General features: G+C 43.2%; 22 protein-coding genes. All 22 read right to left on the reverse strand.

Translation table 11 applies throughout. The features are described from left to right. The 22 genes from hisH to BLW54_RS00540 all read right to left on the reverse strand — a co-directional run bounded on the left by hisH (position 1) and on the right by BLW54_RS00540 (position 20,920). A complete protein-coding gene (gene hisH, locus BLW54_RS00435) occupies positions 1 to 633 on the reverse strand; it encodes an imidazole glycerol phosphate synthase subunit HisH (protein WP_035506065.1) in 633 nt (210 codons plus the stop codon). Beyond that, the gene (gene hisB, locus BLW54_RS00440) at positions 633 to 1,226 is read right to left on the reverse strand and encodes an imidazoleglycerol-phosphate dehydratase HisB (protein WP_035506067.1); all 594 of its coding nucleotides are present in this window, start codon (positions 1,224 to 1,226) and stop codon (positions 633 to 635) included. Before hisB ends, hisH begins: the two co-directional genes overlap by 1 nt. Next, entirely contained in the window at positions 1,223 to 2,497 is a 1,275-nt protein-coding gene (gene hisD / locus BLW54_RS00445) for a histidinol dehydrogenase (RefSeq protein ID WP_074732956.1), read from the reverse strand. Before hisD ends, hisB begins: the two co-directional genes overlap by 4 nt. Next, positions 2,481 to 3,134, reverse strand: coding sequence for an ATP phosphoribosyltransferase (gene hisG, locus BLW54_RS00450; RefSeq protein ID WP_074732957.1), 654 nt, complete (start codon positions 3,132 to 3,134; stop codon positions 2,481 to 2,483). Before hisG ends, hisD begins: the two co-directional genes overlap by 17 nt. Continuing rightward, entirely contained in the window at positions 3,127 to 4,311 is a 1,185-nt protein-coding gene (locus tag BLW54_RS00455; RefSeq protein WP_081866990.1) for an ATP phosphoribosyltransferase regulatory subunit, read from the reverse strand. Before BLW54_RS00455 ends, hisG begins: the two co-directional genes overlap by 8 nt. Positions 4,312 to 4,577: 266 nt before the next feature. Then, positions 4,578 to 6,230, reverse strand: coding sequence for an acyl-CoA dehydrogenase family protein (locus BLW54_RS00460; RefSeq protein ID WP_035506073.1), 1,653 nt, complete (start codon positions 6,228 to 6,230; stop codon positions 4,578 to 4,580). Between the two features lie 12 nt (positions 6,231 to 6,242). Beyond that, positions 6,243 to 7,760: a class I adenylate-forming enzyme family protein gene (locus BLW54_RS00465; RefSeq protein ID WP_074732958.1), complete on the reverse strand. Its 1,518-nt coding sequence runs from the start codon at positions 7,758 to 7,760 to the stop codon at positions 6,243 to 6,245. Beyond that, a complete protein-coding gene (locus BLW54_RS00470; protein ID WP_035506076.1) occupies positions 7,757 to 8,149 on the reverse strand; it encodes a MerR family transcriptional regulator in 393 nt (130 codons plus the stop codon). Before BLW54_RS00470 ends, BLW54_RS00465 begins: the two co-directional genes overlap by 4 nt. Before the next feature lie 231 nt (positions 8,150 to 8,380). Beyond that, on the reverse strand, positions 8,381 to 9,202 hold the full coding sequence (locus tag BLW54_RS00475; RefSeq protein WP_074732959.1) for a hypothetical protein: 822 nt from the start codon (positions 9,200 to 9,202) through the stop codon (positions 8,381 to 8,383). A gap of 88 nt (positions 9,203 to 9,290) precedes the next feature. Next, positions 9,291 to 10,958 (reverse strand): glycerol-3-phosphate dehydrogenase/oxidase, encoded by a 1,668-nt coding sequence (locus tag BLW54_RS00480; RefSeq protein ID WP_074732960.1) that lies wholly within the window; start codon positions 10,956 to 10,958, stop codon positions 9,291 to 9,293. A 259-nt stretch (positions 10,959 to 11,217) separates the two neighbouring features. Continuing rightward, positions 11,218 to 12,714 (reverse strand): glycerol kinase GlpK, encoded by a 1,497-nt coding sequence (gene glpK / locus BLW54_RS00485; protein WP_035506081.1) that lies wholly within the window; start codon positions 12,712 to 12,714, stop codon positions 11,218 to 11,220. Next, positions 12,714 to 13,529 carry an MIP/aquaporin family protein gene (locus BLW54_RS00490; RefSeq protein ID WP_035506083.1) on the reverse strand — a complete coding sequence of 272 codons (816 nt, stop codon included), beginning with the start codon at positions 13,527 to 13,529 and terminating at the stop codon, positions 12,714 to 12,716. Before BLW54_RS00490 ends, glpK begins: the two co-directional genes overlap by 1 nt. Positions 13,530 to 13,638: 109 nt before the next feature. Next, positions 13,639 to 14,199: a glycerol-3-phosphate responsive antiterminator gene (locus BLW54_RS00495; protein ID WP_074732961.1), complete on the reverse strand. Its 561-nt coding sequence runs from the start codon at positions 14,197 to 14,199 to the stop codon at positions 13,639 to 13,641. Then, positions 14,196 to 14,717, reverse strand: a complete 522-nt coding sequence (locus tag BLW54_RS00500) for an acyltransferase (protein WP_035506086.1) — start codon at positions 14,715 to 14,717, stop codon at positions 14,196 to 14,198. The genes BLW54_RS00495 and BLW54_RS00500 overlap by 4 nt, the downstream gene beginning before the upstream one ends. Positions 14,718 to 14,721: 4 nt before the next feature. Then, positions 14,722 to 15,360, reverse strand: a complete 639-nt coding sequence (gene ppaX / locus BLW54_RS00505) for a pyrophosphatase PpaX (protein WP_074732962.1) — start codon at positions 15,358 to 15,360, stop codon at positions 14,722 to 14,724. After that, positions 15,335 to 16,291, reverse strand: coding sequence for a nucleoside recognition domain-containing protein (locus BLW54_RS00510; RefSeq protein WP_074732963.1), 957 nt, complete (start codon positions 16,289 to 16,291; stop codon positions 15,335 to 15,337). The genes ppaX and BLW54_RS00510 overlap by 26 nt, the downstream gene beginning before the upstream one ends. A gap of 14 nt (positions 16,292 to 16,305) precedes the next feature. Continuing rightward, a complete protein-coding gene (gene lgt / locus BLW54_RS00515; RefSeq protein WP_074732964.1) occupies positions 16,306 to 17,139 on the reverse strand; it encodes a prolipoprotein diacylglyceryl transferase in 834 nt (277 codons plus the stop codon). Positions 17,140 to 17,153: 14 nt separating this feature from the next. Next, the gene (gene hprK / locus BLW54_RS00520; RefSeq protein ID WP_035506091.1) at positions 17,154 to 18,086 is read right to left on the reverse strand and encodes an HPr(Ser) kinase/phosphatase; all 933 of its coding nucleotides are present in this window, start codon (positions 18,084 to 18,086) and stop codon (positions 17,154 to 17,156) included. A gap of 281 nt (positions 18,087 to 18,367) precedes the next feature. Then, a complete protein-coding gene (locus BLW54_RS00525) occupies positions 18,368 to 18,721 on the reverse strand; it encodes a phage holin family protein (protein WP_081866989.1) in 354 nt (117 codons plus the stop codon). A 32-nt stretch (positions 18,722 to 18,753) separates the two neighbouring features. Next, positions 18,754 to 19,791 carry a DUF4097 family beta strand repeat-containing protein gene (locus tag BLW54_RS00530; RefSeq protein WP_035506094.1) on the reverse strand — a complete coding sequence of 346 codons (1,038 nt, stop codon included), beginning with the start codon at positions 19,789 to 19,791 and terminating at the stop codon, positions 18,754 to 18,756. A 108-nt stretch (positions 19,792 to 19,899) separates the two neighbouring features. Next, positions 19,900 to 20,556 (reverse strand): bacillithiol biosynthesis deacetylase BshB2, encoded by a 657-nt coding sequence (gene bshB2, locus BLW54_RS00535; RefSeq protein ID WP_035506096.1) that lies wholly within the window; start codon positions 20,554 to 20,556, stop codon positions 19,900 to 19,902. Further along, on the reverse strand, positions 20,549 to 20,920 hold the full coding sequence (locus tag BLW54_RS00540; protein WP_035506097.1) for a YojF family protein: 372 nt from the start codon (positions 20,918 to 20,920) through the stop codon (positions 20,549 to 20,551). Before BLW54_RS00540 ends, bshB2 begins: the two co-directional genes overlap by 8 nt. Positions 20,921 to 20,973 lie beyond the last annotated feature (53 nt).

Here is a 20,973-nt window from a genome sequence, read left to right on the forward strand (position 1 = left end):
TCACTGTTTACACATTACTTTACAAAAATTCTCTAATAATTGCATACCAGGCTTCCCGCTTTTTTCCGGGTGGAATTGACTTGCCACAAGGTTACCTTTTCCGACAATTGCTGGAACTTCCATATGATAGTCAGCTGTCGCATACAAAATTGACGATTCTTCCGTCTTCACAACAAACGAATGAACGAAGTAGACATGGTCTTCTTCAACATCGGTCATGAGTGCCTTCCCAGGATGGTGAATCTCCAGCTCATTCCAGCCCATATGCGGGACTTTGTAAGAACGTCCTTGTTCATCGATTCCCGGGAAGCGGGTGATAGTGCCCGGGAATAGACCTAAACCATTCGTATTCCTCCCGCCTTCTTCACTGCTATCAAAGAGCAGCTGCATCCCCAAGCAAATCCCGTACACCGGTACTCCATCCGTCACTTTTTCCTTAATAAAATCAATGAAATCGTGCTCCTCCAGAGCACTTATGGCGTCAGGAAAAGCTCCGACACCTGGAAGAATGTATCCATCACAGCCTTCAATAGCTTGTGGACGATCTCCAAGCTTGTATTCCACATGAATCCTTTCCAGGGCTTTTGACACACTAAACAAATTTCCCATGCCATAATCAATCACGCCTATCATCATAAACTTCCTTTCGTACTCGGCACCCCTTTGACACGCGGGTCAATCTGAGTTGACTCATCAAGGGCGCGAGCCAATGCTTTAAACATCGCTTCTATAATATGGTGAGTGTTATGACCATGATGAAGAACGATATGTAAATTCATTCTAGCTTCTACAGCAAGCTTCCAAAAAAATTCGTGAACATTTTCCGTATCAAATGTCCCAACGCGATCTTTAGGAAGCTCGGCCCGCCACTCCAGGTGTGGACGGTCACTCAAATCCACCGCTACTGTTACAAGGGTCTCGTCCATCGGTAGTGTCATTGATCCATAACGTTTCATTCCATATTTGTCACCAATAGCTTTTTTGATCGCCTGACCGAGACATATTCCGATGTCCTCTGTCAGGTGATGATCATCTACTTCAACGTCTCCACGACCGACGACAGATAAATCAAAAAGTCCATGCTTTGTGAACAACTCAAGCATGTGGGAGAGGAAAGGGACTTGTACATCCAAATTAGCCTGACCTCTTCCATCTATAGATAAATCAAGCTGTATCTCTGTTTCTCTTGTTTTCCGTTCAATTCTAGCAGATCTTGTATCTGTCATTTCCATCGCTCCTTACGTGTTTCTACTGCGCGTGCGTGGGCTTCCAATCCTTCCAGTCGAGCGAATCGTGCGATTTTATCAGCATTATTTTGAAGCGCCTGACTGCTGTAGGAAATGACGCTCGACTTTTTCACAAAGTCGTCAACATTCAGCGGGCTTGAAAAGCGAGCCGTGCCGTTTGTAGGAAGGACATGATTCGGTCCAGCAAAGTAATCACCGATCGGTTCACTGCTGTAAGGTCCAAGAAAAATTGCGCCTGCATGTTTGATTTTTCCGAGATCTTGAAACGGTTCTTTAGAGACAATTTCCAAATGTTCTGGAGCCATCTTATTGACTGTATCCAACGCTTCTTCCCATGAATCGCAAAGCACGATCATTCCGTAATTTTCCACACTTTGTCTGGCAATATCAGCTCGTGGTAAGGTATTTAATTGCTTCTGCACTTCTTTCTCTACGGCTTTCCCTAGCCTTTCACTCGTTGTAACAAGGACACTTGAGGAACGGGCATCATGTTCGGCCTGTGACAAAAGATCTGCAGCAATTTCCGAGGCGTGGGCATGATCATCAGCCAATATGGCAATTTCACTTGGGCCTGCGATCATATCGATATCAACATCGCCGAAAACTTCTCTTTTAGCAAGGGCTACAAACACATTCCCCGGGCCTGTGATTTTATCGACAGAGGGAATCGTTTCCGTACCGTATGCAAGAGCAGCGATTGCCTGAGCACCCCCAACTTTATACACGTCATCGACACCAATCATTTGAGCAGCAACTAACACACCTGCAGGAACTTCCCCATCTGGTCCTGGAGGAGTAACCATCACGACCCGTCCCACCCCTGCGACTTGGGCAGGAATCACATTCATAAAAACAGAAGAAGGATAAGCGGCCGTCCCTCCAGGAACATAAACGCCGGCTGCTTCAATCGGTGTAACTTTTTGACCCAAAATAGTTCCGTCCTCAGCACTCTCAAACCAGGAGGAAGAGCGTTGTTTTTCATGAAACGAATAAATATTGTCCGCAGCTTCCTGTAAAATCTGAACCATTTCACCTTCTAGTGATTCATAGGCCTGTTCAAATTCTTCTTGAGATACCCTCAATGACTTGAGGACTGCTTGGTCAAAGCGTACCGTGTATTCTTTAACCGCCTCATCTCCGCGTCGTTTCACTTGGGCGATGATCTCCTGAACGGCTTTTCGCTGCTCTTCCGTGCCTTGGTCGACCGAACGCTTCAAAGACTTCATATCTGATTTATTGATAACCTTCATCAGCGCTTCCCCTCTCCATAACTTCACTTAATTTCGTGACCATTTCTTCAATCTCAGTACTTTTGACCCGATAACTGACAGGGTTAACGATCAAACGTGAAGTAATAGTGGTGATTTTCTCATATTCGACAAGACCATTTTCTTTGAGTGTCCGTCCAGTAGAGACAATATCCACAATCCGGTCTGCCAATCCAATTAACGGGGCAAGCTCGATGGAACCATTCAATGGAATAATTTCAATTTGCTCCCCTTGCTCACGGAAATAGTCAGAAGCGACTTTTGGATATTTGGTAGCAATCTTTGGTGCAATCCTGCTCATCGGCTGATCGGGAAGACCAGCAACAGCCACGTAACAAGGACTGATCTTTAAATCCAGGACTTCATATACATCCCGGTCCTGTTCAAGGAGGACATCTTTACCGGCAATACCAATATCGGCTGCTCCATATTCTACATACGTCACTACATCCATCGGCTTGGCCATCATGACACGGATGTTCTGTTCAGGAAATTCCAAAATTAATTTCCGTGATTCATCCATATCCGCTGCAAGTTCATAGCCTGCCTTTTTCATAAGTTCAGCAGCCTCTTCATAAATACGCCCCTTGGGCATGGCAATCGTCAGTGGTTTACTCATCAAACTCCCCCCCATCCTTTGTCAAATCAATCGTTCTTGAAAGTTCCGCCTTGAAGGCTTTAATATCTGGAATTTGATCGACATGCTGCAAAAGAACGCACAGACCTTCTCGACGATATCGTTTCGATTCCACAACTCCCTTATTGTATGTGTCATCATCCACGATCACTCCGATTCGTTCATCCTTTGTTTCCTGCTCGTTCAATGCCTCCAAAAGACGTTCAAGATGAACCGCGAATCCAGTAGCGGATGCACTTAACTGAAAGGAAGGAAGCAATGTATCATACCGGCCACCGTTACAAAGCAGAGCTCCAAGATTTGGTGCATATCCTTCAAATAATATACCTGTGTAATAATCCATATGGCTGATTAAGTTCAAATCAAAATGGATATACCTCTCTACTTCATACTCCTGAAGAAGACGATAAAGCTGTTTCAATTCATTGACCGCCTGCATACACGCCTGATTCCGTGCCAGCGATCGACTGCTTTCAAAAATCTCTTCCCCACCTTTTAACGACAACAGTTGTAGAAGTGCATCCTTTTTGTCTTTCTGCACCGGTACTTCTTTCACAGCCTCCCTGTAGCCGACATAATTTTTTCGGTATAAATTGTTTAAAAGAGTGTCAATCGTTTCTTCGTCATCGCCGAGCAAATCTGTAAAAAAAGCCTTCACATAACCAATGTGTCCAACTGTAATAACAAAATCATCAAGCCCTGTCTTTTGAAGAGATTCTACAAGGAGGGCAATAACTTCGGCATCCCCATAAGAGGAATGATCCCCGATTAATTCCGTTCCTACTTGTTCGAATTGAGCCGGCTTCCCTCCCTCTGTCTGCTGGGCACGAAATACAGGTCCCTCGTAAGCTAGACGGAGTGGAAACTCAGAATTCTTCAATTGAGAAGCTGCGACCCTGGCTATTGGCGAAGTCATATCTGGTCTTAGCACAAGGGTGTGACCCTGTTGATCCAAAAGTTTGAACAACTGTTGATCAAGGGTGGCACTCACTTTTCCAACCGTTTCATGATATTCCATGATTGGCGTATCCATAAACGAATAGCCGTATGATGAAATGGCATCCGATAGATTTTTTCGTGCTTTTGATTTTTGTTTATAAAAAAAGGGAAGCGTGTCCCGCATTCCCAGTGGTTTTTCAAACATCAACCTTTTTACCAATGGAATTCATCCTTTCCCAAATCCTTTAACTTGCTAATATGCTAACATGATAAAGATTGAGCGTCAATTGAGAATTCTCTTACAGATATCCTTTTCTTATCATAGCAGAAACCGCTCAACAAATTCGCTCTCTTCCAAAAGCTGCTAAAATAAATAAGAAGATCGGAACTTCCAAATTACTTCTTTTTCAGTCCCCTAGTGAAAAATCAACCTTCAGAAATGAAAAAACCGAGTACACCCCTAAAAGGTATACTCGGTTGCTCCAATCACGTGTGTGCTTTATTCACATTTAACACTTCATCAGCATAGAGAAGAGCGAGCGGATGGGCTTGGGGTTTTTCTTCTCCAAAATGATGATGAATAAACAGTTCAGCAATTTTTTGACTCCTTCCTCCTTTCTCAACCATTTCCAGCGCAACGACCGCCTCATATAGAAGGGCTGTCTTTTCAGCCAGTCCTTTACTATAGTAAGTCTGCACTTCAGTAGATTGCTTAAGGACATTCTCCACGTAATCAGCAAAGCTATGAACAGCCTCCTTGACCAGGATATGTTCTTTCGTCCGGCCTATGATTCGTTCAATAACATCCTGAATAAATAATTCATGGGCTTGGTACTTATTGAAGAGTTTCAAAACTTCGAGACCCAGGATGTTTGCTGTTCCTTCCCAAACGGTCAACACCTGAGCATCACGCAATAATCTTGGTGTGACAAAGTCTTCGATATACCCATTCCCCCCATGCATTTCAATTGCCTCATGGGTAAATGTCACCGCCTGCTCAGCTGTTTCCTTTTTCATGATGGCGATTCGAAGACGGTTAAGAATTTGGTTTCTCGCACTCGTGTTTTCAGGTTCTCGAGCCTCTTTCTCAAAACTATGGACTAAATCGAAGACAGTTTGAGTCGCTACTTCCTGATTTACGGTCAAGGAGACAAGTGTATCTTTGACCATTGGATATGCAATCAATGAGCTTCCAAAGGCCTTTCTTTTTTTCGCATAATGGCTAGCTTCCACCAGTGAACGACGCATAATTCCAATAGAAGCAACGACATTACAAACCCGGGAAAGATTTAAGGCTTCCATCATGTAGTAAAAACCACTATCTGCTTCTCCAACCATATAAGCTTTTGCTCCTACAAATTCCACTTCCGCTGATGGAACTGCACGAACACCCAATTTATCTTTTAGTCTCCGGATTTGAATGCCGTTCAAAGTTCCATCCTCTTTTCGCCACGGCACCAGGAAAAGACTGAGCCCTTTCGTCCCTGATACGCCACCTTCAGTTCTTGCAAGGACCATGGCCACACCGCAGGCACCGGCATTGCTGGCAAAATACTTTTCCCCGTGAATACGGTAATGATCTCCTTCCTTGACTGCTTCCACCTCATTCGCTCCAACATCTGATCCTCCTTGCCGTTCGGTAAGGAATGTCGCACCTTCAAAAAGATCTACCTCGCCTGTCGAAAGCACATGAGGCAGGTAATGGTCTTTTAGCTCTTTACTTGCATAATGGTCAATTAAATACGCGGTGGCCATCGTTAAGGTGACCGGACAATAAAACCCTGGTTCCGCTTGAGAAAGTAGATATCCTTGAGCAAAAGAGTACGTATAATCCCCTTTACGTCCAAGTTCGGGTATATTTTTGTGTAAGTACCCCACAATCCCTTCCCCATATGTTTCTTGCACTGTTTTTTTGTAACCTTCATTCAACCAGACTTCCGAGATATCATTACCCATTTTGTCATACTTGTACAACCTAGGCTGACCTTCTCGATCCGTGTGCACAGCCCGTTCGTCAATTTCACCAGCACACCTGCTGCCGAACTGTCTCAGTTTTTTATCCGCCCACTCATAGAAGGAGTCATCCCATTTGGTACGTAACAGACTCTTTAGATTTTCATCGCTTTCATAAAAATTCATGACACGCCCTCCCTACACTTGCTTTGCCTGTTCACGCAAACGATGTTTCAATAGTTTACCTGTGGCATTCCTGGGCAATTCTACCCTTTCCTCATAGAGCTTTGGAATTTTATAATCGGCCAGGTGTTCTTTTAAGAAATTTGGACACTCTGTTTCCAAGTCGGCCATCTGCCCGGTTTGAACGATATGCGCTTTGACTGTCTCGCCCCAGTCAGGATGGGGAACTCCAACCACTGCCACATCCTCAATGTGGGGATGCTTCAGTAAAATGGTTTCAACTTCGCGAGGGTAGATATTTACACCCCCAGAGATAATCAGATCTTTTTTCCGATCGATGACCCATAGAAATCCATCTTCATCTAACTTCCCCATGTCTCCCGTAAGAAGCCACCCATCTCTCAACACAGCGGATGTCTTTTGACCATCTTTGTGATACCCCTTCATAATCCCTTCTCCTTTGAGGGCTATTTCGCCAACTTCTCCTTCTTCTACTTCTTGTCCATCCTCATTCACAATCCGGAACTCACAATGAAGGGCGGCCCTCTTTCCTACACTTCCAGCCTTCTCCTCATGGTCCTGGGGAAGCAATAAAGTACCACTAGGTCCAGCTTCTGTGAGACCGTACAAGCAGCAAAGGCTGTCTGTCCCCAGTTGTTCTCTCACAAACTGGACTTCATTTTTGGAAAGGGGGGCCCCGCCATAAGTCCAGTATTTCATCCAACTTAAATCTGTTTCCTTTACTTTTGGATGTTTAGCTGTCAACAAGTAGGCAACAGGAGCACCAAAGAAGTGTGTAGCTCTTTCAGTCGAAGCAAGGTGCAGTAATAAATCAGGAGTGAAAGTGGGAGCAATGATGTGGGTGGCACCGACGAACGTACCGCCTGCTAAAAATAAATGGAGGGGTGCGGAATGACTAAAAGGCATCATATGGAGCATACGGCTCGATGGCTTCATTTCTAATTCAACGGCCATCATCGAAGAGACCGTCCATATATTCTTATGGGTAAAAACTACTCCCTTAGGCTGCCCGGTTGTCCCGGATGTATATAATATGGATGCTTCTTCATCTTCATGGGCTTCATTAACTATTTCTATCGGATCTTCTTTATCAAGGAGTTCCGAAAAGGAATGCCACACCCCTTCCGCTGATCCTGTCTTGATAAAGACTCCGACTTTTTCATCTGCAAGCCCTCTTACTTGATCAATGAGTCCCTCATCTGTAAGTAGAGCAACGGCATCACTATGGTCATAAATATACGAAACCTCACTCCTCACAAGACGTGCATTAACTGGCACCACGACCGCCCCTAAACGATGAATGGCAAAATAGCTAACCACAAACTCCTTGGTATTCGGCATATGAATCATTACTTTATCTCCGGCTTGAATACCCAATCGTGTCAAAGCTCTCGCCAATTGATTAACCTGGTCGTTCCATTCTGCATAGGTCAAACATTCTTTTGGAGTAACGATCCCTTCCTTTTTCGGGTATTTGCGAGATTGATAGGCCAACAATTCAGAAAGATTCATACAGGATCTCCTCTCCGTTCTCTTAGTTCTTCTTCAAATTTCACCAGCCACTGCCTCATCTCTGCTCTCAACTCCTGCAGTTCATGAATCCGATCGTCCACCTCCCGCAACTTCTCATGTCCATAATCCAACGTGCGTTCGAGCTGCCTAACTCCAGAAGGATCCTGATCGAACAGGTGAATCATCTCTTTGATTTCATCCAACTGAAAACCATACTTCTTCCCACGAAAAACAAGCCCGAGACGTGTCACATCCTTCGGAGAAAAAGATCGATGTCCCCCTGAATTTCGAGAAGGCTTGATAAGCCCGCGTTCTTCGTAGTAACGAATGGTTCTCTGGGTTACTTCGAACTTTTCAGCTACTTTTTGTATGGATAGCCGTTCCGTCATTCGATCCCCTCGCAATGAATGAAAATTCTAACAATTAAACTATACCATTTACGTGAACGTAAAGTTCAACTATAAAAATATGGAAATTATAGAAGAACAACACCCAAGGCGCCTTATGCGTAAGTGGGGTGGCTGGCTCTTACCACCAAAGGTTAATACACACTCTCTTAGACGAAAAAACACCTTCACTATTGTGAAAGTGCTGCATACATGTCGGTTTCATATAAGAATCTATCTCGCTCTGGAGTGTAATAAAAAGAGGAAGGCGACAAGAGAGGAAGGGATATTTTCACGAACCTTCCATTCCACTAAGTATCCAGGCATACGTTCAAAAAGATCAGCAGCTTCACGGGGAATCACTCCTCTTTTAATAACTGCCCAAACCTTTCCTTCCTGATCCTTAATGGTGAAATGACCAATGTATTCGTCCCCCTTGGCACTCCACCGGCATCCACCCGATTCAACATAACTCGTTATTCGCTGTTTTGTCGCCTTTTCTTTCGATTCTTTTGTGTAAGCCACATATTGCCCATTTGAATTTTGAACATAACCTCTCCACTTAAAGCCGCCTTTCTTTTCCACCCGGTATAATGGTTCATGACCTTCGTTGGTATAGGTGAAGACAGCAGGCCTTAATTGATCATAAGAGAATAAACCAGCTAACTTGTAAAAAGGTTTTTGTTTGGCTTCTACATCTTCTGCAATTTCACCGTAAGATGTCCCATCCATAGCAAACAATCCGGACTGAAAGGATTGGATGGTTGTTCGACCCATATACATTCGAGCAGGTACTTTCTTGATCGTTGATAAGGTATGATCGGAATAAAAGTTCCCCTCTACCTTTTTAGATTTTTGTAAATCGTTATATCCGGCTTTCAATAATGCTATCCCTGTAATCGAAAAAATAAAACTATATACTAGTGCAATTAAAAAACTGCCGGATCTATAAAATATCAGACCCACAATAAAAATGAATGAAGTCATTGAAAAAAATGCGCCCGCCATTAATTGACGTCTTGCATCCTCGTAGATCATTTGTTGAACCATTGTCATCGTACTCCTCCTTTTCTATCCTTTACGAATTAAGGAAGAAAAAAGTTCCAAAAAAAAGACTCCCCACAGTTCGGGGAGTCTTTCCTCTTTAAACATATTCAATCGGAGTAACCGCTTCTTCTAATAATTGATTAAGCTGCTCTGTGTATTCTTGCTTTTGCTGTTCATTATAGTTAAGAGTTTTAGCCATGTATTCAATCACCGCTGTTTTATGCTCCCTTACCCATTGAATGTTAAAGAAGAGAGCGGCTGTTCTGCGTACGAAAAAGTCCACAGGTTTATACGTCATTTCCTCTTCAAGAGCATAAGTGAGTTGGGCGAATACAACAGGGTCAATCCCTTCTTCACCTGCTTCTTCTTTACGGTCTTTATAATGGTTAAAGACTGTATCGACATTAGAGCCATAAAGCTGGATCAACTTGTCCGCTTCTTCTTCGCTGAGTCCCAGGGATTCTCCAATTTGAAGACGTTCTTCCTTGAATTTCTTGAAGCCTTTGGAACCACCAACATCACCGCCGGAAATCGGCATCTTCTTCGTCTCGGAATCAGAATAGCGTATACCGAACTCTTCCATCAACTGATCACGGACAAGGTTGACAGCTGTCTGGGCCATTTTTCGGTAACCAGTAAGCTTCCCTCCAGCCATGGAAATGAGGCCAGAGTCAGAGACAAAGATTTCATCTTTACGGGAGATCTCAGAAGGATCTTTTCCTTCTTCATGAATCAATGGACGCAAGCCTGCCCAACTGGATTCCACATCATCTGGTGTGACATCCACAGATGGGAACATCGTCTTCATTGCATCAAGAATGTAATCACGATCTTCTTTTGTCATTGTTGGATGAGCAATTTCCTGATCATAGGTCGTATCTGTCGTCCCCACATAGGTTTTTCCACCTCTAGGAATAGCGAAAATCATCCGGCCGTCCGGGCTGTCAAAATAAATCGCCTGTTTTAATGGGAAGACGGATTGATCAAAGACAAGGTGAACACCTTTCGTCAAATGCAAAGTCTTTCCTTTTTTTGAGCCATCAATTTCACGAAGCTCATCTACCCATGGTCCGCCTGCATTGATAATTTTTTTCGCTTTAACATGATATTGCTCACCCGTAATTGTGTCTTCAACTTTTGCCCCAACGATCGATCCGTTCTCATCATAGATGAAGTCTACAACTTTGGCATAGTTGGCTGAACAAGCGCCATACTCCACCGCTTTTTTCATAACTTCCAATGTTAAACGGGCATCATCTGTCTTGTATTCCACATAATATCCAGCACCTTTTAGTCCCTCTTTTTTAATAAGAGGCTCGCGCTTCAGGGCTTCCTCCGCACTCATCATCGTTCTGCGCTCGGACTTTTTCACCCCTGCAAGATAATCATAGACCCGAAGGCCAATATTTGTGGAGAATGGGCCAAAGTTTCCACCTTCATGGAATGGAAGCAACATCCATTCTGGCGTCGTAACGTGTGGACCATTCTCATAAACAATCTCACGCTCTTTCCCAACTTCTGCGACCATTTTAACTTCAAATTGTTTCAAATATCTTAAGCCACCATGCACAAGCTTTGTAGATCGACTGGATGTTCCTGTAGCGTAGTCCTGCATTTCAACAACCGCTGTTTTCATACCACGGCTTGCAGCATCTAGAGCGATTCCTGAGCCGGTAATCCCCCCGCCAATGACAAGGACATCCCATTCTTCCTGAGCTAAGCGGTTAAACTGGTTTTCTCTTTCATAACTAGAAAATGATAGCATACGATCTCTCCTTCTTCCGTTGTCTTCATATTTATGGTCTGATACGGGTATTCCCTTTTTGAGCGAAGATTATGTGTAAGATTACCCAGACACGGTTGAATCTTTTCATTTGTACCCTCGACTGCATTTGTGAAATAAAAAAAGAGACCACGAAAACCCTTATGCAGATTGCATAAAGCTCCGTGGTCTCTCCGTATCTCCGACCGTTTCCATTAACTTGTGCTTCTATTATATCAGAGAGGGAGATGTTTTCAAAGGATTATTCTTCTTTAAATACCCTTGTTGCTTCCACAGCTTTTTGCCATCCTTTATATAGTTTCTTACTTTTCTCTTCTTTCATACTAGGTTCAAATTCGCGTTCCACTCTCCACTGGCTCGCGATTTCCTTACGGTCTTTCCAGAAACCAACAGCAAGACCAGCAAGATAAGCAGCCCCAAGCGCTGTCGTTTCATTGACTTGAGGGCGTTCAACCGTGACATCCAACAAATCACTCTGAAACTGCATGAGCAGATTATTTTTCACAGCACCTCCATCGACACGAAGCTTCTTCACTTCAATTCCAGAATCCTCGATCATCGCATCGACCACATCTTTCGTCTGATAGGCAAGAGACTCCAGTGTTGCTCTTACAAAATGAGCCTTTGTTGTGCCACGTGTTAAACCGAACACCGCACCACGCGCTTCACTGTCCCAATAGGGCGTACCTAGGCCTACAAATGCGGGAACAACATAAACACCCTCTGTTGATGTCACCTGGCCGGCAATTTCTTCACTTTCCGGTGAAGATTCAACCATTTTCAAGCCGTCACGGAGCCATTGGATAGCCGAACCCGAAACAAAGATGCTTCCTTCCAGAGCGTATTCTACTTTTCCGTCAACACCCCAGGCGAGTGTGGTCAATAGTCCATTTTCAGATTTGACCGCTTCTTCACCTGTATTTAACAGCATAAAACCTCCTGTACCATAGGTGTTTTTACCCATTCCCTTTTCAAAACAAGCTTGACCAAATAGAGCTGCCTGCTGATCGCCGGCTATACCTGCAATTGGAACTTCTTTCCCGAAAAAGTGATAATCCACCGTTTTCGCATATATTTCAGAAGATGGTTTCACCTCTGGCAGCATATCTTTCGGAACATCTAAGATCTCAAGGAGCTCATCGTCCCATTTCAAATCAAAAATATTATACATTAATGTTCGGGACGCATTCGAATAATCTGTCACGTGTGCTTTTTTACCAGAAAGCTTGTACACAAGCCATGTATCAATTGTCCCGAACATAAGGTCCCCATTTTCTGCTTTTTCCCTTGCACCGTCAACATGATCAAGGATCCACTTGACTTTTGTACCTGCGAAATAAGGATCTAACAACAGTCCTGTTTTATCACGGAAAGTCTTTTCAAGTCCCTGGTCTTTTAATTCATTACAAATCCCTTGGGTTTGACGGGACTGCCATACTATGGCTTTATGAATCGGTTTCCCTGTATTTTTGTCCCAAACCACAGTCGTTTCACGTTGGTTCGTAATCCCAATTCCTTCAATCTGGTCTGCCTCAACATCTGATTTTCTAAGTACGTCAGCAATACAAGCTAGAACAGACGTCCAAATTTCATTCGCATCATGTTCAACCCAGCCCGGCTTAGGAAAATACTGTTCAAATTCCTTCTGAGCTGTTTCTATAATTTCTCCTTCATGATTAAATAAGATCGCTCGTGAACTTGTCGTCCCCTGGTCAATTGATAAAATATAATTCCCCATTATTCCACTCCTCTTTCAGGTTGATGTACTTTCTTTAATTCCACCCGCATGGATGAAAGGAAAATAATTATTATAACACCGGTCCCCATCCAGAACCATTTGTTCGTATCACCTTCAAAAATGGCTTGATAAAATAAACCTCCATACATCCCTCCAATCACCGGTCCGAGAACAGGAATCCAAGAATAACCCCAATCGGAGCCTCCCTTACCGGGGATCGGTAAAAAAGCATGAGCCAGACGCGGCCCTAAATCCCGAGCCGGGTTGATCGCATACCCGGTTGTTGAACCGAGTGACATACCAATCGCCACAATGAGCAAACCTACAATCAGCGGGTTCAATCCATCAGTAAAATCATTGGCTCCTATGAAAAGGATGCCCATGACCAACAAAAAAGTACCAATAATTTCACTGACCAGGTTGGAGATAGGGCTTCTAATAGCCGGATCTGTACAGAAAATCGATTTGATAGCCAACTGGTCTTCGGTATCCTTCCAGTGAGGTAAATAATGGAAGAACACGATAACAGCCCCAATAAAAGCGCCGGCCATTTGAGCTGTTATATACATCGGTACTTTGTCCCATGGGAAATCTCCGACAGTTGCTAAGCCAAGAGTCACAGCCGGGTTAATATGGGCACCTGTCACTTGCCCTACGGCATAGACACCCATCGCTACCGCAAGCCCCCAGGCAATTGTAATCAACACCCAGTTCCCTTCTGCTTTTGTCGCTTTCAAGTTGGAACCAGCAATAACCCCGCCCCCGAATATAATTAAGATCATTGTTCCAATTAACTCACCCATGAATTCATTCATGATTTACCCTCCTTTCTGTGTACCACAATAGGCGTACAAAAAACCACACAATTATTAGTCTCCCCTAATCATTGTGTGGATTCGTCAGTCTCATTCACGAAAGGTGATGTTATGTATTCTTGTTGGTAAAACGCCATAAATCAGAACGCGAAGTAGAGACTGCAGAAGCCCCCGATGCCAAGGCCTGTTCAACTTCATCATAATTACGGATCAACCCACCGGCTATAACAGGAACTCCTATACGTTCCCTGATTTCTTTTATCATTCCCGGTAAAATCCCTGGTAAAACTTCTACGAAATCAGGGGCTGTTTTTTGGATGATTTTCACATTATGCTCAATGGCCTGGCTGTCTATTAAAAATAGTCGCTGCACAGAAAGAATGTGGTACTTTTTCGCTTGCTGAATGACATGAGCTCTAGTTGATATGACGCCGTCAGGCTTAACTTCCTGACCAATGTACTCCATTCCATAATCATCAGCCTTTAACCCTTGGATTAAATCGACATGGACGAAAACTTTCTTACCGGCTTTCTGTCCGACTCTTACCAGCTTTCTTAAGAGCCCGAGACGACTTTCCAAAAGAATAATATAATCCGTGTTACTTTGTAAAAGGGCTTCAAATTCCTTAATCTTTTTTACTGCAGGTAGAACGGACTGTGTAAGAGTCATCCTTCTCCCTCGTTTCTTTTGCGTTCTTCCATTTGCTCCTTCGTATAGATCAGCTGCATGGGGTTGCCCCCGACAAATGAACCTTCCGGAACGTTTTTATGAACGAGTGTACCTGCAGATATTACAGCCCTGTTCCCTACCGTCACACCAGGGAGTATGGTGGTATTCGCACCAACCAGCACTTCATCCCCAATATGAACATCTCCAAGTCGGTACTCCTCAATCAAATACTCATGGGCGAGAATCGTCGTATTATATCCAATCACTGTATTTCGCCCCACTTTTATTTTTTCCGGAAACATAATATCTACCATGACCATCAGAGCAAAAGCTGTCTGATCTCCCACTTTCATATGAAGGAATGTCCGGTACAACCAATTTTTCATTCCAAGAAAAGGGGTATACCGGGCAAGTTGAATGATAACAAAATTTTTGACCACTTTGAAAAACGGGACCGTCTTATAAATATGCCAAAGAGAGTTAGCACCTTTGACCGGGTACCGTTCCGTTTTCCTCATAATGTCATCCTCCTGTTATTTTTAATAGGTCACGCATGTTCGTAAGCATGTAATCCGGGTTCAAGTCGTCCAAAATTTTTCTCCCTTTAATGGTCCATGCTACACCTGCCGTTTTCGTTCCAGCATTTTGTCCCGCTTCAATATCATGGGTATTATCACCGACCATCAACGCTTCAGAAGCCTGAGCATCCAGGTTATTCAAAGCCTTCACGATTGGTTCAGGATGAGGTTTCGCATTGTTAACATCATCCAATGTAATAACTGTTTCAAAAAGATCATCCAATTTTGTTAACTCTAACCCCATTTGAACTGTGTTTCGCATTTTGGTTGTGACAATTCCAAGCTTGTATCCCTCTGCTTTCAAAGATTCGATGGTCTCCACAACACCTTCATAGGCTTTGACAAAATGATTGTGATTTTCAATATTATGCTTTCGATAGGTCTCGACCATTTCTTCTACACGAGCGGGATTAATTTTTTGTAAACTCTCTTTCAAAGGGGGACCAATAAAATCCAGAATTTCTTCCCGCTCATAAGGGCGGTCTGAATATTGTTCTATCGTATGTGTGAAAGAAGCAATGATCAACTCATTGGTATCGATTAAAGTTCCATCTAAATCAAACAGAATGGTACGTATGCTCATTGGAAGGATCCTTTCTTTTCTGTTGTAGTCTGTTCCAAACAAAACCGACCGCAGCCGTCAAAACAATCGCTGTTAATAAACGGATCACCAATAATGGCCAAACAGGAATGCCAAGAGGAATAAATACCAGTGTGTCTTCTACTACTGCGTGGCAGGATACCAGGAAAAGGATGGCTAAATACATATCCTTTCTCGACACTCCGTCTTCTTCCACAGCTTGAATCATTAAGCCAGCCCCATAAGCTAATCCGATCGTTAACCCAGCCACAAGGGTCATAGAGGTATTCCGTTCCATTCCAAGAAACTTTGTAGCCGGTGCGACCCAGGCAGAAAAACGGTCCAACCACCCTTTTTCACGCAGGTACTGCATGAAAATCATGAGTGGAATAACAATCAACGCGAGCTGCAGGATGCCCATAATGGCCGTCTGCAATCCTTGTAGAATGATTTCGCTCCAACCACTGGGGTCTGCTGACTTTTCAGGGGCCAGGCCATACTTAGCAACCTCACTGCCACCTTTCCAAAAAAGGTTGATAAGAGCAGCAGAAAAAAAGGCGAGACCAAGTCGAACCCCCACCACAATCCACCAGCTCACCCCTACCTTTTTAGCTACGGTCGATTCAATTATCAAATTATGAGAAAATGACATCATCACGGCCATAATGAAAACTTCTTTGACCGTGAATTCAAACGAGATAATGGCTGCAATCCCAGCATAAAGGTTTAAGAAATTACCAAGTACAAGGGGAACAGCAGCCTCACCGGATAATCCGATCCACCCCATCAAGGGTTCCAGCTTTTCCATCACCCAAGGCAGAACCGGTGTATATTGCAGAATGGTAACTATTAACGTAACAGGAAAAATGACTTTCCCAAGCGTCCACGTCAGCTCCACCCCTTTTTTACTACCACGTTGTAAAATGCCCTTCATGTTACCCTGCTCCCTTATTTTACATTCTTTCCGTTATAATATTTATCAGCCATCCCACTCTTTCGGCGGAAAGTTATCAAAACAATGGCCCCAATAACGAGCAAAATGGAAATAAACTGCGCTGTCCGGATTTCTCCGAATAAATACAGACTATCCGTACGCATTCCCTCTATGAAGAAACGACCGACAGAATACCATATCACATAACTTAAGAACACTTCACCACGCCGTGGGTTGAACTTGTGACGCAAAGCGAGTAAAAGAACAAATCCAATGATATTCCAAACGGATTCATATAAGAATGTCGGGTGATAGATGGTTCCATCAATACACATCTGTTGATTGATGAACCCAGGCAAGTACTGCATAAAGTGATTATAAAAGGATTCAGAGACAGGTCCTCCATGGGCTTCCTGATTCATAAAGTTGCCCCAGCGTCCGATCGCCTGACCGACAATAATACTAGGGGCTGCTATATCTGCCATTCTCCAGAACGAAAGTCCTTTTATTTTTGTATAAAGATAAGCCGTCAATACTGATCCAATTAACGCACCATGAATGGCAATACCGCCTTCCCATACAGCGAAAACTTTCCACCACGGCCCACCGGCATAGCGATCCCATTCAAAAATGACATAGTAAAGCCTTGCACATACAATCGCAGCAGGAATGGCAAAAACAACAATGTCCACCATATAATCTTTTTTTAAGCCTAGGCGCTCGGTTTCTCTCGTTGCAATCCATAGTCCTAAAAAGGCACCAGTTGCAATAATTAGGCCATACCAGTATATGGAGATTGGACCTAATTGGAGGAAAACCGGATTCAACGGTTCAGGTGTACAAGTCATTATGGTTTCCTCCCTTACCCTTGGTTTTGATCCTGATCAATAACTTTAGTCAAACGCTCAGAAAATTCCTCTGCCGCATTTACACCCATCCGCTTCAGTCGGAAGTTCATTGCAGCAACTTCGATTATGACAGCAAGGTTACGACCGGGTCTAACAGGGATCGTCGCTTTCGGAACTTGTACATCCATAATCTTCATTGTTTCTTCTTCTAACCCCAGACGATCATACTGTTTGTTTTTATCCCATAATTCAAGGTTTATGACGAGTGTTATCCGCTTATAGCTTCTTACCGCCCCTGCTCCAAATAATGTCATGACATTAATAATGCCCAGTCCCCGAATTTCCAATAAATGCTCGATTAAAGGTGGACTATTTCCGATCAATGTATCATAGTCCTCCTGGCGAATTTCTACACTATCATCAGCAACAAGGCGATGACCGCGTTTCACTAACTCCAACGCTGTTTCACTTTTACCGACACCACTTTGCCCTGTAATCAAGACACCGATTCCATAAATGTCGACGAGAACACCATGGATGGCTGTGAAAGGAGCAAACTTGGATTCCAAATAGTTTGTGAGACGACTGATGACTCTTGTCGTTTTATAAGGCGACAACATAAGCGGTACACCAGCTTCATTAGCTGCAGTACGAAGCTCTTCTGGTATATCCATTCCCCGCGTAATAACGATCCCAGGTGTCACATCCGTACAAAGCTTTTCTGCACGTTCTTTCCGCTGTTCTTTTGTCAGTTCATTAAAGTAAGAAAGTTCTGTTTTCCCTAATAATTGCAAGCGATCTTTCGGATAAAACTTGAAGTATCCCGTCATTTCTACACCAGGTCTAGAAATATCACTCATATGTATTTCACGGTGGACGCCGTCAACACCGGCAACGAGTTCAAGTGCAAATTGCTCTAACAAATCTTGTGTACGGACCTTGCTCATTGTCCATTAACCTCCTCTTTCATCAATCACTGTCCCCTATTGTAGCACGTTTTCGTGAAATCTTGGATAGGTATATATTTCTCCGCACCTTTTCTAAATGGTCCAGAGTACCGATGCCTAAGATGCTTGGGATGAAGAAAGGAGGTGAGAGAAAAGAAACGAAAATGTAATTTAGTGTATGGCCAGTCCGAACATGCGAACCGTTTTTTCAGGATCAGCCATTTTACGCAGAGTTTAATCAACAAAAAATACCGTATGAGGGAATCATACGGTACGGGGTCTTATTTTTTCATATCCTTAATTAAGCTATTCAATATTAGATTAATAAGAGATATGATAATGGCAGCTACAATGGTCATCCCGAATCCATCAATTTCAAAGGTTCTCCCTAGAAACAGGTCGGTCAACCATAAGGTTAAAGCATTAATGATAAAGAGAAATAGACCAAGTGATAGGATAGTAATCGGCAGTGTCAAGATTACCAGTACTGGCCTTACGATAGCATTTAGTATGGACAAAATCAGTGCAGCCAGCAACGCACCACCAACACCGTCAATTTCTACGGAAGAAAAGAGTGCGCCAACTGCAATAATGGCTACCGCGTTAACAACGATATGAATCAACCAATTTTTCAAAACTTCCACCTTCCTTTACCAGTAATCTTTAATCAGAGCTTAACAGGTGGTTGAAGGGTTACAGATCCTGTTTTCGTCTCTGCCTCTATATGATATGCCTCTTCAAATTGTTCGTACGCTTCGAACTCCAACATTTTATTTATTACATCTTTTTTGTCTTTCAATATTTTATAATTCTCTAATTCACAAGAAACATAACCAATTTTTGTTTTTAACACTCCATCTATTCTTTTCTCGGACGGAAGGGAAACCTGAATACGGCCTGTTGTTGTCTTATAAAACCCTGTGTGAGCACCTTTTCCCTTGTGGTCAATCGTAATGGCCCCACTCACGGCAGAAGCATCGATCTTACCCACATCCCCGGTAATCTTTATAGCTCCATTAATGGTATCTGCTTCACAATCATCAAACCGGCTGCCTTTCAACTCAATCTCTCCATTCCCTGTCTGGATTTTACATGTCTTCCCGGAAACACGTTCCCCATACACCGGTCCATTGGATGTTTTCAGTTGGAAGTGATCACTCTCGATATTTTCTATGTTTAGCTTACCATTTGTTAATTGTGACTTAATAAAGGCATATATTTTCTCAGGAAGAAACAATTCTACATTTATTTTTAGTTTCTTTGATGGACTCGCTAGACGGAAGACTCCATTTTTTATGGCAATTTGAACCTCTTCCTGAAATCTCTCTTTTGCTTCTTCCTCATTCTCCACTTGATACACTTTCACCCCATAGGAAGCTTTTACTTCGTCTTTTCCCCAGGTGTGTATCTTTACAGAACCATTGGAAATAGACAGATCGACATCATTGAAAGATTCTTGATAAAATATGGTTTCATCATGGTATTCAACATATTCACCGAAGGATAAATCAAAATCTGCATTTTTAATTTTTTCCATAGCATCACCTAAGAAGCTTCTAATTCCATATCTATTCTTTTCTTGTTGGGTCTGCGCTGAATCCTTTTTTGACGATTCATCTACTGCACTGAGGAGGTTGGCTCCTTCTTCAGCAGAAATGGTCCCTTCTTCGATCATTCGCAAGATTTTCATACGTTCTTCATTCATGAGTATCAGCTCCTTTATATCCCCTTTTACGTTATTCCCTATATAAAAGATTCAAAAACTAAAAACACCTGGAAAAACAAGTCAATTGCCTTTCCCAGGTGTTTAAAATTATGAAAAAGTATAGCGGTAAAAACGTTCGGTTTTTAAACGTTCCAGCTGTTCTGAAGTCTGTTCATGATTTTCGATCAGATTCATCATCCCATCTGCTTGAGACAAATGGGCCTTAATGGCAGCCAATTTCCGCTTCCAGTACGGCCGTACATCATAAATGATTTCCGGTTCGCCAAGATCTTGCTTGGAATGATTCGAAATCGCATGCATCCAAACTTCCGGGCGTCGACTCTCATCCATTTGTCTGACTGCATCCACTACAGCAGCACCCAGAGCATCATGGTCCGGGTGGACCGCATACCCTGGATAGTGTGTGATGACAATCGTAGCTTCTAAAGCTTCCAAACGCTCTTTCAAGTGCTTTGCCACTAGATCCCGAGGTTCAAACTCTAAGGTTTTATCTTGGTATCCAAGCATTTCCACCTCTATATCTAGCTGATTAGCAGCCTCCTCCAGCTCTTTTTTCCGGAAAGTGGAAAGAGTTTCCCGATTCGCAAACACAGGGTTCCCCATATTTCGCCCCATTTCACCAAGAGTCCCGCACAAATAAGTGACGGGCACCCCTTCATCACGAAACTTTGAGATTGTCCCAGATGCACCAAATGATTCATCATCTGGATGCGGGAAAATCACGACTACTTTTTCCTTACTCATCCGGATCAGCCTCATATGAAAATGGTGTTTCACTGATTTCCAAAGCAACCATCAGGCGCCCCTCACGGTCATGCCCTGCCATAAGCAGTCGATTTTTTTCATCAATTTCAAAATCTGTCACACCTTCTGCATACACCCATCCAAGATCAAGCTTCAGACCAACACGGTAGGAACCGCCGGTACTGACAATTTTGCCATGTTGATATTTAACTTTGGCATTACGGATAAATGCCCCTACATTATAAGCACTTTCATCAAAGTGACTGGCATAAGCTCCGTTCGTTGTCTCTAAATGGACATATACTTCTTTATCTGATAGTTGATCGATTTTATCCTGTACAACTTTCTGCTGAATAGCTTCCACATGTATTCCTCCCGTCAAACGATTCTTGTTTAACGATACTCAATTTATAAACA

The organism is Halobacillus karajensis, from assembly GCF_900108515.1.
Taxonomy (GTDB): domain Bacteria; phylum Bacillota; class Bacilli; order Bacillales; family Halobacillaceae; genus Halobacillus; species Halobacillus karajensis.

Coding starts and splice junctions, on each gene's coding strand:
- hisH (WP_035506065.1), bottom strand. CDS start 633: ATGATAGGCGTGATTGATTATGGCATGGGAAATTTGTTTAGTGTGTCA.
- hisB (WP_035506067.1), bottom strand. CDS start 1,226: ATGACAGATACAAGATCTGCTAGAATTGAACGGAAAACAAGAGAAACA.
- hisD (WP_074732956.1), bottom strand. CDS start 2,497: ATGAAGGTTATCAATAAATCAGATATGAAGTCTTTGAAGCGTTCGGTC.
- hisG (WP_074732957.1), bottom strand. CDS start 3,134: ATGAGTAAACCACTGACGATTGCCATGCCCAAGGGGCGTATTTATGAA.
- BLW54_RS00460 (WP_035506073.1), bottom strand. CDS start 6,230: ATGAATTTTTATGAAAGCGATGAAAATCTAAAGAGTCTGTTACGTACC.
- BLW54_RS00465 (WP_074732958.1), bottom strand. CDS start 7,760: ATGAATCTTTCTGAATTGTTGGCCTATCAATCTCGCAAATACCCGAAA.
- BLW54_RS00470 (WP_035506076.1), bottom strand. CDS start 8,149: ATGACGGAACGGCTATCCATACAAAAAGTAGCTGAAAAGTTCGAAGTA.
- BLW54_RS00475 (WP_074732959.1), bottom strand. CDS start 9,202: ATGACAATGGTTCAACAAATGATCTACGAGGATGCAAGACGTCAATTA.
- BLW54_RS00480 (WP_074732960.1), bottom strand. CDS start 10,958: ATGCTATCATTTTCTAGTTATGAAAGAGAAAACCAGTTTAACCGCTTA.
- glpK (WP_035506081.1), bottom strand. CDS start 12,714: ATGGGGAATTATATTTTATCAATTGACCAGGGGACGACAAGTTCACGA.
- BLW54_RS00490 (WP_035506083.1), bottom strand. CDS start 13,529: ATGAATGAATTCATGGGTGAGTTAATTGGAACAATGATCTTAATTATA.
- BLW54_RS00495 (WP_074732961.1), bottom strand. CDS start 14,199: ATGACTCTTACACAGTCCGTTCTACCTGCAGTAAAAAAGATTAAGGAA.
- BLW54_RS00500 (WP_035506086.1), bottom strand. CDS start 14,717: ATGAGGAAAACGGAACGGTACCCGGTCAAAGGTGCTAACTCTCTTTGG.
- ppaX (WP_074732962.1), bottom strand. CDS start 15,360: ATGAGCATACGTACCATTCTGTTTGATTTAGATGGAACTTTAATCGAT.
- BLW54_RS00510 (WP_074732963.1), bottom strand. CDS start 16,291: ATGAAGGGCATTTTACAACGTGGTAGTAAAAAAGGGGTGGAGCTGACG.
- lgt (WP_074732964.1), bottom strand. CDS start 17,139: ATGACTTGTACACCTGAACCGTTGAATCCGGTTTTCCTCCAATTAGGT.
- hprK (WP_035506091.1), bottom strand. CDS start 18,086: ATGAGCAAGGTCCGTACACAAGATTTGTTAGAGCAATTTGCACTTGAA.
- BLW54_RS00530 (WP_035506094.1), bottom strand. CDS start 19,791: ATGAATGAAGAACGTATGAAAATCTTGCGAATGATCGAAGAAGGGACC.
- bshB2 (WP_035506096.1), bottom strand. CDS start 20,556: ATGAGTAAGGAAAAAGTAGTCGTGATTTTCCCGCATCCAGATGATGAA.